Source organism: Chitinophaga sp. H8 (assembly GCF_040567655.1).
Classification (GTDB): domain Bacteria; phylum Bacteroidota; class Bacteroidia; order Chitinophagales; family Chitinophagaceae; genus Chitinophaga; species Chitinophaga defluvii.
Genome location: NZ_JBEXAC010000002.1, coordinates 39,203 through 54,348 on the forward strand (window position 1 = coordinate 39,203; position 15,146 = coordinate 54,348).

At 44.9% G+C, this 15,146-nt stretch carries 14 protein-coding genes and 2 tRNA genes; 11 read left to right on the plus strand and 5 right to left on the minus strand.

Annotated features, from left to right (window positions below; genetic code table 11):
• Positions 1 to 2 precede the first annotated feature (2 nt).
• The gene (locus tag ABR189_RS13865; RefSeq protein WP_354661113.1) at positions 3 to 1,058 is read left to right on the plus strand and encodes a ThuA domain-containing protein; all 1,056 of its coding nucleotides are present in this window, start codon (positions 3 to 5) and stop codon (positions 1,056 to 1,058) included.
• Positions 1,059 to 1,097: 39 nt separating this feature from the next.
• Positions 1,098 to 1,952, plus strand: a complete 855-nt coding sequence (locus tag ABR189_RS13870; protein WP_354661114.1) for a sugar phosphate isomerase/epimerase family protein — start codon at positions 1,098 to 1,100, stop codon at positions 1,950 to 1,952.
• Between the two features lie 87 nt (positions 1,953 to 2,039).
• Here ABR189_RS13870 and ABR189_RS13875 read toward each other — a convergent pair whose 3' ends face one another.
• Positions 2,040 to 3,269, minus strand: coding sequence for an MFS transporter (locus ABR189_RS13875; RefSeq protein ID WP_354661115.1), 1,230 nt, complete (start codon positions 3,267 to 3,269; stop codon positions 2,040 to 2,042).
• A 428-nt stretch (positions 3,270 to 3,697) separates the two neighbouring features.
• On the opposite strand from ABR189_RS13875, the gene ABR189_RS13880 reads away from it, so the two are divergent.
• Entirely contained in the window at positions 3,698 to 4,519 is an 822-nt protein-coding gene (locus tag ABR189_RS13880; protein WP_354661116.1) for a sugar phosphate isomerase/epimerase family protein, read from the plus strand.
• Positions 4,520 to 4,537: 18 nt separating this feature from the next.
• Here ABR189_RS13880 and ABR189_RS13885 read toward each other — a convergent pair whose 3' ends face one another.
• The gene (locus ABR189_RS13885; RefSeq protein ID WP_354661117.1) at positions 4,538 to 5,458 is read right to left on the minus strand and encodes a helix-turn-helix domain-containing protein; all 921 of its coding nucleotides are present in this window, start codon (positions 5,456 to 5,458) and stop codon (positions 4,538 to 4,540) included.
• Positions 5,459 to 5,839: 381 nt separating this feature from the next.
• On the opposite strand from ABR189_RS13885, the gene ABR189_RS13890 reads away from it, so the two are divergent.
• Genes ABR189_RS13890 through ABR189_RS13915 form a run of 6 tightly spaced genes read left to right on the plus strand, consistent with a single transcriptional unit; the run spans position 5,840 to position 10,918 of the window.
• The gene (locus ABR189_RS13890; RefSeq protein ID WP_354661118.1) at positions 5,840 to 6,394 is read left to right on the plus strand and encodes a carbohydrate-binding protein; all 555 of its coding nucleotides are present in this window, start codon (positions 5,840 to 5,842) and stop codon (positions 6,392 to 6,394) included.
• Positions 6,387 to 7,337, plus strand: coding sequence for a 3-hydroxyacyl-CoA dehydrogenase family protein (locus ABR189_RS13895; RefSeq protein WP_354661119.1), 951 nt, complete (start codon positions 6,387 to 6,389; stop codon positions 7,335 to 7,337). Before ABR189_RS13890 ends, ABR189_RS13895 begins: the two co-directional genes overlap by 8 nt.
• Before the next feature lie 19 nt (positions 7,338 to 7,356).
• Positions 7,357 to 8,748: a GntP family permease gene (locus tag ABR189_RS13900; protein WP_354661120.1), complete on the plus strand. Its 1,392-nt coding sequence runs from the start codon at positions 7,357 to 7,359 to the stop codon at positions 8,746 to 8,748.
• A gap of 12 nt (positions 8,749 to 8,760) precedes the next feature.
• Entirely contained in the window at positions 8,761 to 9,534 is a 774-nt protein-coding gene (locus ABR189_RS13905) for a 3-hydroxybutyrate dehydrogenase (RefSeq protein ID WP_354661121.1), read from the plus strand.
• 19 nt (positions 9,535 to 9,553) lie between these two features.
• Positions 9,554 to 10,252 carry a CoA transferase subunit A gene (locus tag ABR189_RS13910; RefSeq protein WP_354661122.1) on the plus strand — a complete coding sequence of 233 codons (699 nt, stop codon included), beginning with the start codon at positions 9,554 to 9,556 and terminating at the stop codon, positions 10,250 to 10,252.
• Positions 10,253 to 10,258: 6 nt separating this feature from the next.
• Complete coding sequence (locus ABR189_RS13915; protein ID WP_354661123.1) at positions 10,259 to 10,918, plus strand: 3-oxoacid CoA-transferase subunit B; 660 nt, start codon at positions 10,259 to 10,261, stop codon at positions 10,916 to 10,918.
• A 64-nt stretch (positions 10,919 to 10,982) separates the two neighbouring features.
• On the opposite strand, the gene ABR189_RS13920 is transcribed toward ABR189_RS13915, so the two are convergent.
• Positions 10,983 to 11,372 (minus strand): VOC family protein, encoded by a 390-nt coding sequence (locus ABR189_RS13920; RefSeq protein ID WP_354661124.1) that lies wholly within the window; start codon positions 11,370 to 11,372, stop codon positions 10,983 to 10,985.
• A 302-nt stretch (positions 11,373 to 11,674) separates the two neighbouring features.
• Between ABR189_RS13920 and ABR189_RS13925 the strand changes: the two genes are divergently transcribed.
• A complete protein-coding gene (locus ABR189_RS13925) occupies positions 11,675 to 13,333 on the plus strand; it encodes a hypothetical protein (protein WP_354661125.1) in 1,659 nt (552 codons plus the stop codon).
• 183 nt (positions 13,334 to 13,516) lie between these two features.
• On the opposite strand, the gene ABR189_RS13930 is transcribed toward ABR189_RS13925, so the two are convergent.
• A tRNA-Glu gene (locus ABR189_RS13930) sits at positions 13,517 to 13,588 on the minus strand.
• Positions 13,589 to 13,657: 69 nt separating this feature from the next.
• Positions 13,658 to 13,729, minus strand: a tRNA-Glu gene (locus tag ABR189_RS13935).
• Between the two features lie 166 nt (positions 13,730 to 13,895).
• Here ABR189_RS13935 and gap point away from each other — a divergent pair.
• Entirely contained in the window at positions 13,896 to 14,912 is a 1,017-nt protein-coding gene (gene gap / locus ABR189_RS13940) for a type I glyceraldehyde-3-phosphate dehydrogenase (protein WP_354661126.1), read from the plus strand.
• Positions 14,913 to 15,146 lie beyond the last annotated feature (234 nt).

Genomic DNA, 15,146 nt, shown 5'->3' on the forward strand with positions numbered 1-15,146 from the left:
CTATGAATAAATTGATAACAAGACTTCTTTTTTTATGCATGCTCGTTATCACACAAGCAGCATGCGGCCAGCAATACGATGAATACCGCGTTGTCTACAAGGGTAAAAACGGTGCAGGTCATGGAAAAAATATTGTTTTTATCGCGTCTGATCATGAATACCGGTCCGAAGAAACCTTACCGGCATTAGCCCGTATTCTTGCCAATCGCTTCGGCTTTACCTGTACAGTCATTTTTGCACTTGATTCAAACAGGAATATCCTGCCGGGAGGCTCAGACCTCCGGGGCCTGAAAGCGCTGGATAAAGCCGATCTGATGGTGATCTTTACGCGGTTTTCCAATTTCGCTGATGAGGAAATGCAGCATATTAACGACTACCTTGAAAAAGGCAAACCCGTAGTAGGACTCAGAACAGCTACACATGCTTTTAATAATCCTGACAACCCTAAGTGGGGGCATTACAGTTATGAGTATGACGGTCCTATGAAATCATGGAAACATGGTTTTGGAGAAATGGTTTTGGGCGAAACCTGGGTAGGTCATTATGGCAAAAATCATGAACAAGCCTCCAGGCTCGTTATAGAAAAAGGCCAGGAAAACCATCCGGTGATGGCAGGGGTGAAAAATATCTTTGTACAAAGTGGCGGATACAATGCCTATCCTGAACAAACCGGCTCTACCGTATTGGCGCGTGGACAAGTATTGAACGGCATGACGCCTGATGCTCCTGCCGACCCGTCAAAAGAAGAATTACCGGTAGCCTGGATCCGGAATTACAAACTCGATTCAGGTGCAAGCGGCCGGGCATTTGCCACTACGCACGGTGCTTCTGAAGACTTGCTGAATGAAGGCTTTCGCCGTATGCTGGTGAATGCCTGCTTTTGGACAATGGGGATGGAAAAGCAGATACAACCTACCAGTAATGTTGACTTTGTAGGTCCCTATAAGCCTACCACTTTTAATTTTGATGGTTACAAAGCCAATGTAAAACCCTCAGATCTTGCCGGCTGGAATTCACTGATTATGCCGGGAGAAATAGTGAAGCCACAAAAACAATAAATTAAACCGGATACTTAAACCAATAAGCGCTTTAACAAGATGAATAAAATAGGATTTAATGTACTGGCCTGGTCCGCAGTTGTTTCTGATGAACTGAAGCCGATCATCGAACGTCTGGGTGCAACCGGCTATGACGGCGTAGAATTTCTGATAGGTGCACCGGATGAAAAAGCCTATAAACAAATAGGAGATTATACTGCCACATTGGGGCTGGAGACGACGGCTGTTTTTGTACTGGGGGCCGACTATAATCCGATTGATCCGTCTGCCACCGTACGGGCCCAGGCGCTGGAAAAGATAAAATGGACGATAGACCGCGCTTATGATTTGCAGGCCAAAGTAATCTGCGGTCCGTTCCATTCTGCATTTACCACATTCTCCAAATGTGCGCCTACTGAGCAGGAATATATGTGGAGTGCAGAGGTACTGCGGCAGGCGGGTGATCATGCTGCTCAGGCTGGTATCCTGCTTACACCGGAAGCAGTCAACAGATTTGAGTGTTATTTATGTAATACTATGGACCAACTGGCCTACCTGATAGATAAAACAGCGCATCCCAATGTAAAGGCTATGTTTGATACCCATCATGCCAACATAGAAGAAAAAAAACTGGGGGCAGCTATCACCAGGATAGCACCGGTACTGGGACATGTACATATCAGCGAAAACGACCGGGGTACTCCCGGAAGCGGGCATGTACCATGGGATGAAACGTTTTCCACCCTGGCCAGCATTAATTACCAGGGCTGGCTCACTATTGAAGGCTTTACGCGTAATGATCCGGATTTCGCCAATGCAATTGGTGTATGGCGGGAGTTTTCGCAACCCTGGGATATGGCAGAGAACGGGCTAAAACTGATCCGGGAAATGTGTAAAAAGCATGGATTGGTATAATTGAAAAATTGCTTACCCGCTATATAAAAGTAAAGCTCCTGTTTTAATAAAACAGGAGCTTTACTTTTATATCAATTCATTACCGGCTTAATGTGCCGCCAGCGCTGTTTCAGTTTTTGATTTTTTTTGCCAGAAGAAAAATATGATAAACAGTATAATCAGTATTGCCGGGAAGGAAGCCATTTTAGCCAATGTTTCCTGTCCTGCTACAAGCTCCAGCTCTGCACCGGTAAGCCCGCTCTGCGCACTTTCCACCCTGGCCAGATCAATCCATCTGCCAATAATTGGTTGGAAAATGGAACTGGAAAACATACCTACCCCACCAATGATCGACATCCCCAAAGCTCCGCTAAGCGGTACTCTTTGCGCTACCGCACCTACCATGGTAGGCCAGAAATAACAAACACCGATAGCAAAACATACTGCCGCTACATAAGCAAGTGGTCCGGTAACTACACTGAACAGATAAATACCTATCGTGGCAAAAACAGCAGAGATCAGCAATACACCTGTTTGTCCGAACTGCTGTACTACAGGACCTGCAAAATACCGACCTACCGCCATTAATCCTGTAACCAGTGCCAGGATCAGCATCGGGCTGGCGCCACTGTTACTCATCACAAGTCCTACCCATTGCTGAGGGCCAAATTCACTGATCGCAGTAAGTGCCATACAGAAGAACAGGAATATGTACGGCAGTGATACCATCGCCTTCAGATTTTCAACAATAGAAGTAGCTCCCGCTACCTGAGGTGTGGGGAAGGTTTTACCGTAAAACAATACGGCATAAATAATGGTGGGAATCATAATCACCCACATCTGAACTTGCCAGCTTAATCCTGCATCCGTCATAAATTTGGAGAGTAGGCTGCCGATAACAATTCCACCGGGGAACCACATGTGGAAACGGTTGAGCATTTTGTTCATTTTCACACCGGAATAAGTATCTGCAATCATAGGATTACAGGCTGCTTCCGTACATCCGTTTCCGAAACCTATAAACAACGTAGAAATAAGCAGCAGCGTATAGCCACCAGCGTAGATGGTGAGTATTATTCCCAATGTATGGGCAATAAAAGCCACCCGCATAATGTTCTTAGGACCAAAACTGTGGTAAACCAATCCACCTATGATCATAGAGATGGGGAATCCTAAAAACCACATGGAATTGATAAATCCGAGTTGTTCTGCTGTCAGATTAAACTGCGATCCCAGCTGGGTCAATATCCCGGCCCTGATGGCAAATGTAAAAGCTGTAGTAATAAGGGCAAAACAACTACCGTTAAATAGTGCGCTCTTGTTAACATCAGTAGTCATAAACGTGAAATTTAGAAATGATTACAAATAGTGCTGTAAATAAGATCAGTTGAAAAAACTCATTCTGACAATATATATAATATTTCTAACAGATTTCATAGTCCGGGCAAGAATATTTAATAAATATATCCGCAAAAGTCATTTCGGTGGATATATTTACTATGACAAGCCTATTGTAAAAAAGGCGGGAGAAAAGGTGAACTAATGCATTTGAAAAGCCCCGGGTAACGTTGTTGTATATTATGTTAACGGCCAGGTATTTTTTCTCCTGCCTCCACGCTAACTTTATTCCGCCAGACCAGTTATTCAACTGGTATCAGGCAAAGAAGTGCTGCCGGAGGCTGGTCGATGAAACACATCACTGGTCAGGCTATTATCATGAACAACAGGTGGGCCACTGTTAGTCCATCTCCTTTTTAATTACTCATATGAAAAGAGGTCTTTTTTTTGCCGCTATCCTGTTCGTGATGCAGGCATGCTTTAGTCCCGCATTATATGCGCAAAGATCCGCACATACAGGTGTAGCGGCCTGGTCTTTCCGGCTCTTCCCGCTGGAAGTAGCGTTATTGAAAGCAGACAGCACCGGTGTAAAATATATAGAAGCGTTTGGAGGCCAGCTATTGGAAAAGGGGGGAAGTACCTTCTCTCCTGCTATGCCGGACGACAGTATTCAATGGCTCAAAAACCAACTGTTGCAGCGAAAGTTGCAGATGCGTTCGGCATACCTTCCCGCTCCCACTACCAAAGAAGCATGGGAACAGGCGTTCCGGTTTGCCCACGCATTGGGTCTCTCCTATATTACCACCGAACCGCAGCCGGAACATTTTGACTTATTAAACAAGCTTGGTACACAGTATCAGATAAAAATTGCGCTGCATAATCACCCCAGAGGCAGCAGCCGTTTCTGGCATCCTGATTCGGTACTGGCAGCACTGAAAGGCAGGCCACAACTGGGTGTATGTGCAGATGTGGGACATTGGGCCCGAAGTGGCATTAACATCGTAACGGCACTCCGGCAATTAAAAGGGCACATCATTGCGCTGCACATCAAAGACATTGACACCTTCGATAAAACCGATGCTGCGGATGTTCCTTTAGGCACCGGCGTGATAGACTTCCGCGCCATCTGCCACGAAATGAAACAACAGCAATTCAGTGGTTACTATATTATCGAAAGAGAAGGCAACTGGCATAACAATGTGCCGGAGATAAAAGCAGCAGTAAAACTATTCAATGATATAAGCAGGTAATTTCCTGCTATATTAAAACTACCAGGACGGATACAGCGTACCTGGTTTTAAGACAAGCCCTTTATTGATACTGATCTTGTATTGATAAGGGGTTTTGCCGTTATAATCTTTAAACACTTTGCAAAAATGCGAAGTAGAGATATAGCCGCAGGCATGCGCAACGTCTGTGATCCCTCCGCGATCTTCCAGAAGCAGTTTCTTTGCATATTCCATCCGCAGCTCTTCCAGATAATGGGAGAAACTCTTTTTAGTGCGGCTTTTAAAATACCGGCAAAAAGATTGTTTTTTCATGCAAGCCACCGCCGCAATTTCTTTCAGGGAAATGTGCTGGTGCAGATGCTCCTTGATATACTTGATGACGGTAATTAACCGGTCCGAATCTGCGGTTTCCAATTGATCCACATGGTTGTCCACGATGTACGACGTTTCACTGGAAACAGAGATCAGGTGCAGTATCCGCAGTAATCCCTCTACTTTTTCAAACCCGGTCTGGGTCGAGAGCCTGATGAGTTGCTCCGCAATTACCTTCCTGGTTTCTCCCAAAATACGGATGCCTCTTGATGCCTGATTGATCATTTCCCGGATACTGTCATACTCCCGGATATATTTGAATGCATCCCCGAATAATTTCGGATTCAGGTAAGTAACAATCGCCTTTGATTCCAGCGGCGAATGCGCTTCATAAAAAGCCGGGGCACTTAGCCATATATGTGGTACATAGGAGCCGACAAATACCATATCACCGGCTTCAAATGGCTCTACTTTATTGTTGATAATACGTTTGCCACATCCTTCTACAATGAATACCAGCTCCAGTTCCGGATGTGCATGAAAGGAAGGTTGTGCATGAAAGGGGGAAGAAAGAAAAGGCTGCTTTCTCACATCGATATAAAACAGGTCATTGATTAGCGGCGTAATTTCAGTTTGCAATAACCTCATGGTGATATGTATTTTGTTACCCGTTATAACTTCACATAAAATACAGCGGTTGACCAGATCTTAAACTTTGGTTGATAGGTTACCCCCCGTTTTAGCATGCCTTTCGCAGGATGTATACACGTTTCCAGTGAAGATATAGGTTTTTGCCCATTTTGCATAATGGATTTTACTGGTCATGGATGCCTCCGGCATCCCTTAAAAAGGTTAACCGCAAGGCATACTTGGTTAACAGCAGGATACTTTAACCCAAAAGGATTGCTTTTCTTTACCATAACAAAATTCCCATTTGAAATTCATAACAGCGCAGTGCATGGTTAGGTAACGGTTATTATGAAACATGGCGCCTGATTTATATCACACCCTTACAATAATTTTATGCTGATGAAGAAAACATTTTTACGCCCGCTTTTAGCCACAGTTGCTGCCGCCCTGATCTTTTCGTGTCAGCAGCCAGCTCCGGGGGCAGATGAAAAAAGTAAAGATACCGGCACAACGGTTCAGGAAGACACTGCAATTACAGACCAGACGGTATCACCTGATGAAAAAAATGTTATTCGCCTGTTGGCAGAAAAGGGTAAAGCCAAAGGACCAGCCATCAAATATATGCCTGAATGGAAGGCGTTTGGGTGGTTTACTGCCAAAGACACGATAGTATGGGATGTAAACGTATTGAAAGCCGGGAACTATACAGTACAGATGGAATGGTCTGTTGATGATGCGGAAGCTGGTAAATCATATGTACTGACAGCTGGTGGGGCGTCTTTGAAAGGTGTGGTAGGAAAGTCCGGTTCCTGGGAAACATATGTCTTAAAACCTATTGGCCGTATTGAACTGAAAGCAGGCCGGCAGGAAATCGTATTCAGGCCGGATGCTGATTTCTCCAAAGGTGCGCTCCTTGACCTACGGGAGCTGCAACTAACACCGGAAAATGAATAAACTACCCATTATGGAAAAACTGACGATCATAGGATGCGGCACTATGGGCCATTCTATTGCGCTCAATGCTGCCTGTGCCGGTATTTCCGTAAAGGTGGCGGGGATGGATGAGGCAGAGATTGGCCGTGCAAAAGCAGGAATAGCGGCCAAACTGGATGTATTGGTACAACATGGGGTACTGACGGCAACAGCATTGCCGGAAATACAGGAAAGGATTTTTTTCAGTACGCAATTGACTGAAGTAGTGAAAGACAGCACATTTGTTATTGAAGCAGTCCCTGAATCACTTGCCCTGAAGCAATCGTTGTTCTGCCAGCTGGAAAACCTTTGCGCAGCTGATACCATACTGGCCAGCAATACCTCCGGGCTCAGTGCTTCACAGATCGCTGAACACTTACAACACCAGGACCGCTTTATTATTACCCATTTCTGGAATCCTGCGCATCTGGTGCCTTTAGTGGAGCTATGCTGCCTGCCGGCAACCACCCCGGAAGTGCTGAAAAGGACCAATACCTTGTTGGCACAAATGGGTAAAAAAACCATCCACATAAAAAAAGAAATACCAGGATTTGTGGGTAACCGGCTGCAATACGCCCTACTCCGGGAAGCACAGCACTTACTGGAAGCAGGTGTGGCAAGCAAGGAAGATATTGACGCTGCAGTAACTTTTGGCCTGGGCAGACGCCTTCCCGTAACCGGGCCGCTGCTTTCGGCCGATATGGGCGGGCTGGATGTTTTTGCCGCTATCAGTAATTACCTGTTTCCATCACTGAGTAATGCCAGTTGTACGTCGTCCATGCTGGAGCAATTAGTGCAGGAAGGAAAGCTGGGCAGCAAATCAGGAGCAGGTTATTATGAATGGCCGGATGCCGTGCAAACAGCCATCAATACACAACGGGAAACCGTGTTGATACATTTTCTGAAACAGGATAAAGACCGTTGAGCCTTTACAATGCTACGTTATGGACATTCTGATTATTTTGCTGGCGCTCTTCTTTTTAATGTTTGTAGCCTATCGGGGGTTCAGCGTTATATTATTTGCACCGGTAGCGGCATTGCTGGCGGTATTGTTAACGGAACCTGATCTTGTACCCGTTTTTTTCTCCGGCATATTTATGGAAAAAACAGCAGGGTTTATCAAACTGTATTTCCCCGTATTTCTGCTGGGCGCAATTTTCGGAAAGCTGATCGAAATATCTGGTTCGGCCAGGGCTATTGCCATAGCCATTATTAACATTATCGGCAAACAGCGGGCAATGTTTGCCATTGTGCTGGTGGGTGCAGTACTAACATATGGAGGCGTTTCCCTATTCGTAGTTGCCTTTGCGTTATATCCTTTTGCGGTGGAGCTGTTCAAGGCGGCTGATATTCCTAAAAGGCTTATTCCCGGCACTATTGCGCTGGGAGCATTTACCTTCACGATGGATGCCCTACCTGGCACGCCCCAGATTCAGAACATCATCCCAACTACTTTTTTTCATACCGACACCTGGGCTGCACCTATGCTCGGCCTTTGCGGAAGTATCCTCATATTCGTTTCCGGCATGTGTTACCTTGAGTTCCGGAGAAAACGTGCACTGGCAGCCGGCGAGGGATATGGAAAACACAATAGTGATGCTGCTGTACACCAGGACGAAGGAATGCCGCATCCGCTCATAGCAATTCTTCCTTTAATACTCGTAGGTATCTGCAATAAGGTGTTCTCTGGTCTGATTGTACAACACTATGGAGAATCATTCGACTTTACCACCATTGGTATTCCTAATGTATCACCATTAGAGATCTCCAAATATAGCGCAGTATGGGCAGTGGAGGCTGGGCTCGGTATAGGTATTATTACTGTATTAGCAACCAGCTTCAATCGGGTCCGGCATCAGTTTAAATCCGGGGTGCAGTTGTCTGTTGGCGGGGCATTGCTGGCTACCCTGAACACGGCCTCCGAATATGGATTTGGCAGCGTTATTGCCGCATTGCCAGGATTTGCCAGGGTCCATAGCAACCTGGGAGGGGCAATCAAAGATCCGTTGATCAATGAGGCTGTTACCACTACAACCCTGGCGGGTATTACCGGATCTGCTTCTGGAGGCCTGAGCATTGCGCTGGCCACCATGGGAGATACCTATATTAAACAGGCGGCCGAAGCAGGTATCAGCCCGGAGGTGATGCATCGTGTGGCTGCTATGGCCAGCGGCGGTATGGATACACTGCCACATAACGGGGCTGTGATCACCTTACTGGCCATTACCGGGCTCACACACAAGCAATCTTATATCGATATCTTCGTCATGACATTAATTAAAACGGCTACCGTTTTCCTCATTATCTTACTATACTATCTGACAGGTATCATTTAACAGTTATTGCGTATGCGTACAAGAACAGTATTAATCACAGGCAGCACCAGCGGAATAGGGTTGGGCATTGCCCATGCTTTTGCCGCAAAGGGATATAATATTCTTTTCAACGGGGTAGAGAAAAACGGCGGGGAAATAGCTGCCGGTGTTGCAGAACGCTATCAGATCCGGCACCTCTTTTCCGGTGCCGATGCACGTTCCCCTCAGGCACTGCGGGAAATGGTACAGCAATGTGTGGCTACTTTCGGCTCGGTGGATGTACTGGTGAATAACGCAGGTATCCAGCATGTTAGTCCTGTGGAAGACTTTCCTGATGACAAATGGGATGATATCATCGCTATTAATCTTTCCGCTGCATTTCATCTGGCCAAGGCTGTCTGGCCGGTGATGAAAAGCCAGCAGTTCGGGCGTATCATCAACATTGCATCTATTCACGGTTTATTCGCATCTGCATTTAAGTCCGCCTATGTGGCCGCCAAACACGGAATTGTTGGGCTTACCAAAACACTTGCACTGGAAGGAGCCCCATTCAACATTACTTGCAACGCCATCTGTCCTGGATATGTGCATACCCCATTGGTGGAAAAACAGGTGCAAGACCAGGCCAGGGCACACAATATGTCTGAAGAACGAGTTATGACCGAAGTTTTTCTGGCTAAACAGGCAGTAAAGTCCTTTATACCCATGGAAACAGTATGTGCGATGGTGATGTTGCTGGCGGAAGACGAACCAGGAACAATCACAGGTACCGCTCTCCCGCTTGACGGCGGCTGGTCTGCCCAGTAATGAATTAAATCAAAACAGGATGATTAATAAAGTAGTGATGAATGCAGATGCAGCTGTTGAAGACATCTGCGATGGTGCCACGGTGCTGCTGGGAGGCTTCGGACTTTGCGGCATTCCCGAAAATTGCATAGCGGCACTGATTAAAAAGAAGGTGCAGGGGTTGACCTGCATTTCCAATAACGCTGGGGTAGATGGTTTTGGCATTGGCATGTTACTGGCCAACCGGCAGGTAAAGAAGATGATCGCTTCCTATGTAGGTGAGAACGCGGAGTTTGAAAGGCAACTGTTGACGGGAGAACTTGAGGTAGAACTGATCCCACAGGGAACACTCGCCACCCGCTGCCTGGCAGCCGGATATGGGATGCCGGCAGTATTCACACCCGCTGGTGTAGGTACAGAGGTAGAAGCTGGAAAGGAAGTAAGGGTTTTCAAAGGAAAAGCGTATTTACTGGAAGAAGCATTTGATGCGGATTTTGCTATCGTAAAAGCATGGAAAGGTGATACGGCTGGTAATCTTGTATTCCGTGCAACAGCCAGAAATTTCAATCCCCTGATGGCGATGGCTGGCAAGATCACTATCGCGGAAGTAGAACACCTGGTGGAGGCTGGCGAGCTGGATCCGGATGAAGTGCATACTCCAGGTATTTATGTTCATCGGGTTTTTAAGGGAGCGAAGTACGAAAAAAGGATTGAACAGCGAACAACAAGAAATAAATAATGCCTTATGATCGATAAAAATGGTATTGCACGGCGGATAGCAAAAGAAATAAAGGACAATTCTTATGTCAACCTGGGAATTGGAATACCAACGCTCGTTGCAAATTATATTCCGGAAGGCTTACGGGTGGTGCTCCAATCGGAGAATGGCCTGCTGGGTATGGGTCCCTTCCCACTTGAAGGGACAGAAGATGCTGACCTTATTAACGCTGGCAAACAAACGGTTACTGTATTGCCGGGGTCTGCCATATTTGATTCTGCGATGAGTTTCGGAATGATACGGGCACAAAAGGTAGACCTTACCATCCTGGGGGCAATGGAAGTGTCTGAAAACGGAGATATTGCTAACTGGAAAATACCCGGGAAAATGGTGAAGGGTATGGGAGGCGCAATGGACCTCGTAGCATCCGCCAGGAATATTATTGTAGCCATGCAGCACACTAACAAACATGGTGAAAGCAAGTTGCTGCCGGTCTGCACACTGCCGCTTACCGGAGTTCGCTGCGTCAGGAAGATTGTGACTGAAATGGCGGTGATTGATGTGCTGCCCGAAGGCGGGTTTCGCCTGATAGAAAGAGCACCAGGTGTTTCAGTGGAGGCAATCATCGCTGCTACTGCCGGACGGCTGGTGGTAGAAGGCGTGATTCCGGAAATGGATCTTTCCTAATATTGCCTGATTCAGGAACGATATACAGTATGCGGTACCGTTAGTACCTTTATGCCCATGAAAGTTACCCTTCATATCTATGAAATTCTGTAACCGTCAAAAAATATCCGTCAGGGTCACGAAATGAAAATTCTTTTCTCAAAGAGTTTTCATTTAAGTGAATGTCCTCTTCTATTACACAGCCTGCTTCAATGGCATTTTGATAGATATTAATCATATTGTCTGTTCTGAAATAAAGCAATAGCCCATTTCCCGGTGTTATAGTTGGATTTGTCATTGTTGGATGGTTATGCTCTCCCCATTTGTGCAGGCAAAGCATAATTTCATTATCGGCAGAAACTAAAACTGAAAAATTATCACCACCATGACTGTTTGTAAACCCAAATATTCTTTGATACCAATTTGCACTGGCTTCAACATCTTTTACTGCAATTATGGGATCTAATCTTGTCATGGTTCATTGAAGTTATTTGCGAATATTCTGTCTGTGCATAGTATTCTTGTACAATGACGAACACTTATAAATATACACAACCTCCCAAATAATCATGATGTTTTTTTTTGCAAAGTACAATTCAAAGATGATTAAATTAGAATCGCTTGTATCCCATGCTGCGCACAAAACATGAAATATTCTCTTTACCGCCAGTCCCTCATTTAATGGAGATGAAATGTAATTAGGATTATAATAATAGCAGTTGAAATTAACTGGTGTATAATGAAAAAAATGAACCTTTTAAACGCAGTGCTTTTTTTTTGCCCCTGAGTGTTTCAGCGTACAATTATGGTGAACATAAGGCAATAGGTGATCAGGCATTTATTAAATTCATCTCTTCACTTCCACAAAGTGGTAATGCCATCCTATTTCAATCTTTACTGGATTTTAGAGCAAACAGCGAAAACGGTGTTTATGATTTTCCAATGTCTCTTAACGACCGGCAACGGCGTATTTCTTATGGAGCATTAAACGGCCTGAGCGGAGATCATGTAAGTGATCCTTATGCGCTTATCGGATTACTTTCTGACAGCAGTTCCTTCCTTCAAAAGATCATCGCCCTACACAATGAATATATTGCTATGGGCTATACCGCTGCTCCGGATGGTAAGCTGGTTAAACTTGATTTAGGTTATGCCCTGCTGGCGGTAAAAAACCTTTCTCATTTTTATCAGTATGGTAAATCTTTTCAAGATCAGTTGCGCTTTTTTGATAAAGACTTCATCCGTCAATGCCAGTCCACAGAATTGGCGAATGCAGCATTTAACCAACTGAATAAAACCAATGCTATCAATATGTATGTAACTCTTCATTTGGTGGCAATGGATTTGGCTGCTAAAGGCGGAAGACTTAAAGACGATCCGGAACAGGCAAAGGCTTTATTGAAACTGGCGCTGCTATTTAACAGTTTTGCCGACCACTTTTTAGAAGATGCTTTTTCTGCAGGCCACCTGGTAGTAAAAAGAACCGTTGTGTCGTCAGTAGTGAATAACAAATCCTTACATGACTTTTATTCGGCAAATGGTACCGTGGTCGTGAACAAAAAAGGTGAAATCTGGAAAGCTCACGGAGATGGAACATTTAGCGACCCCGGATTCGCTCAGGAATCAGTGAGGGTAATAGCGGCAGTTAGATTGTCATTAACCGATTTGTGGACGGCTTTTGAAAATAGCGCTTCCCCACAGCCAGCAACTGGCTTTCTATCACGCATTCCTGAGGAAAAAAAGCTCCAGGCCAATTACCTGATAGATCATATTCCATGTCTTCAGCTGGTTCCCATTCCCTATAATTCTGATCTGTCTTCATTATTTGAAAATGCTTCAATGGTCACTGATTCCATGAGAAAAGCAGCTCAGATTTTACCTTACCGTAATTTTATAAAAAGCAGGGTCGGGAATTCAGTGGTTGTAGGGATAAACGGACCTTCCTTTTCTACTGAAAATTATTATCGTTCTTTTGAATTAAGGGTTAATGCCGGATCAATTTCAAACCGGTATACTTTTAATTCCAGGGGAGGAAAAAAGGGAGTATGGGATAACTGGAATGGATACACAATAGTTTACAGCTGGGGAGAGATGGGGCCTTACATAGATGAGTTTCACAAAAAGCCAACCCAGCAGTTCAGGGTAGGAATCAGGAGTAATTTTGATTACTGGATAAGCGATAAAAAATTCATCGGAGTTTATGGATATACTGAAGGAGGTATCCAGTATGGTAACGAAAACACATCATTGATATTTGTTCCTTCCATAGGGCTGCAGCTTGGATCTCTCCTGAACATTAACTATTACAATATGCCCGGATGGCTACGATTACCAGCCCAGTACCTGCTTCCGCTCAAGTTCAGACAAGGGGTTGTCTTAACGGTGAAACATGCTCCTAAGTATTTTTACAGCTTTGAAATGGATTTTGTCTTGTAAGTGAAACATGTAACATCTTTCAGAAACATGCTGTAATCAGGGAGGACATATGATATTGCTGGTATGGGTGGGGTTACTTAGCACCGCTTTTGTTGACCAGCAGATATAACCTGCGGAGAATCAATAAAAAAAGGGTCGCTTTATGAGCAACCCTTTAATTCTTCGAACCTTGGTCCGTTTTTGTACCACGTACGGGATTCGAACCCGTGATTCCTCCGTGAAAGGGAGGCGTCTTAACCCCTTGACCAACGCGGCAAACTTCTTTGCCTTAACTTGTTTTGTAAATCTTGCAGTTAATACTCAAATTTACAAATTTATTTCTTGTACCACGTACGGGATTCGAACCCGTGAATCCTCCGTGAAAGGGAGGCGTCTTAACCCCTTGACCAACGCGGCAAATCATATATGAAACCTTAATGGATATCATATTTGGGATTGCAAAGGTAATAGGACTTTTTATATTTGCAAAAAAAATTTCGTTAACAGAAATTTCTATTGCATAATACCCGTATTGCTCGTAAATTCGCTACTCGATTTTTTCATAATCAAATCACAGTGTAAAATGGGAACTACTCTTAAAATTGGTATTAATGGTTTTGGTCGTATCGGCCGTTTGGTTTACCGCCAGATTTACAACATGCCGGGTATTGACGTGGTAGCGATTAATGACCTTACCAGTCCTACCGTGCTGGCGCATTTGCTGAAGTATGATTCAGCACAGGGTAGATTTGATGCAGCGGTGAAACATTCGGACAGTGCGATCAATGTGAATGGTGAAGATGTGAAGATATATGCCCAGAGGGATCCGGCACAAATTCCGTGGAAAGAGCATGATATTGATGTGGTTATTGAATGTACCGGTTTCTTTACCGATAAAGATAAAGCTGCCGCTCACCTCACTGCTGGTGCAAAAAGAGTCGTAATTTCTGCTCCTGCCACCGGCGACCTGAAAACAATTGTATTCAATGTAAACCATGAAATACTGGATGGCAGCGAAACAGTTATTTCCTGTGCTTCCTGCACCACCAACTGTCTGGCTCCAATGGCTAAGGTATTACAGGATACTTACGGTATTGCCAGTGGTTTAATGACTACTATTCATGCCTACACCAACGACCAGAATACCCTGGATGCCCCACATCCAAAAGGTGACCTGCGTCGTGCCCGTGCAGCTGCTGCCAACATCGTTCCTAACAGCACCGGTGCTGCTAAAGCAATCGGTCTGGTATTACCGGAACTGAAAGGCAAGCTGGATGGTAGCGCACAACGCGTTCCTACTATCACTGGTTCCTTAACTGAACTGACCAGCATCCTGAACAAAAAAGTAACGGTAGAAGAAATTAATGCCGCTATGAAAGCTGCTTCCAGCGAATCTTTTGGTTATACCGAAGATGAAATTGTAAGCTCAGATGTGATCGGTATCACTTATGGCTCCCTGTATGATGGTACACAAACACGTGTATTGACAGTAGGCGACCAGCAACTGGTTAAAACAGTAGCCTGGTACGATAATGAAATGAGCTATGTATCTCAACTGGTTCGCACGGTAAAATATTTTGCCGGTTTAATCAGCAAATAATAATCCGGGCTGACCAAAAGGAAAGTACCACCTATGCCCCAGGGCGTAACGTGGACTCCTGCTTCCAAATGCAGGCCTTTTAGTCAGCCCTTTCTTTACCATTACAGTGGTAGTACTACCGCAGCAACGCTCACCAAAAGCAGCCATATGCCCGGTTAATCCTGGCGGTGCCATGCTTATGCTGGCGATGCAGCGGTTTTTTTGTTGAAAAACCTTTCCTCTTATCACAAAACA

Bases quoted from the DNA above. Each gene is read 5' to 3' on its own strand.
- ABR189_RS13865 (WP_354661113.1), top strand. From the start codon at position 3: ATGAATAAATTGATAACAAGACTTCTTTTTTTATGCATGCTCGTTATC.
- ABR189_RS13870 (WP_354661114.1), top strand. From the start codon at position 1,098: ATGAATAAAATAGGATTTAATGTACTGGCCTGGTCCGCAGTTGTTTCT.
- ABR189_RS13875 (WP_354661115.1), bottom strand. From the start codon at position 3,269: ATGACTACTGATGTTAACAAGAGCGCACTATTTAACGGTAGTTGTTTT.
- ABR189_RS13880 (WP_354661116.1), top strand. From the start codon at position 3,698: ATGAAAAGAGGTCTTTTTTTTGCCGCTATCCTGTTCGTGATGCAGGCA.
- ABR189_RS13885 (WP_354661117.1), bottom strand. From the start codon at position 5,458: ATGAGGTTATTGCAAACTGAAATTACGCCGCTAATCAATGACCTGTTT.
- ABR189_RS13890 (WP_354661118.1), top strand. From the start codon at position 5,840: ATGAAGAAAACATTTTTACGCCCGCTTTTAGCCACAGTTGCTGCCGCC.
- ABR189_RS13895 (WP_354661119.1), top strand. From the start codon at position 6,387: ATGAATAAACTACCCATTATGGAAAAACTGACGATCATAGGATGCGGC.
- ABR189_RS13900 (WP_354661120.1), top strand. From the start codon at position 7,357: ATGGACATTCTGATTATTTTGCTGGCGCTCTTCTTTTTAATGTTTGTA.
- ABR189_RS13905 (WP_354661121.1), top strand. From the start codon at position 8,761: ATGCGTACAAGAACAGTATTAATCACAGGCAGCACCAGCGGAATAGGG.
- ABR189_RS13910 (WP_354661122.1), top strand. From the start codon at position 9,554: ATGATTAATAAAGTAGTGATGAATGCAGATGCAGCTGTTGAAGACATC.
- ABR189_RS13915 (WP_354661123.1), top strand. From the start codon at position 10,259: ATGATCGATAAAAATGGTATTGCACGGCGGATAGCAAAAGAAATAAAG.
- ABR189_RS13920 (WP_354661124.1), bottom strand. From the start codon at position 11,372: ATGACAAGATTAGATCCCATAATTGCAGTAAAAGATGTTGAAGCCAGT.
- gap (WP_354661126.1), top strand. From the start codon at position 13,896: ATGGGAACTACTCTTAAAATTGGTATTAATGGTTTTGGTCGTATCGGC.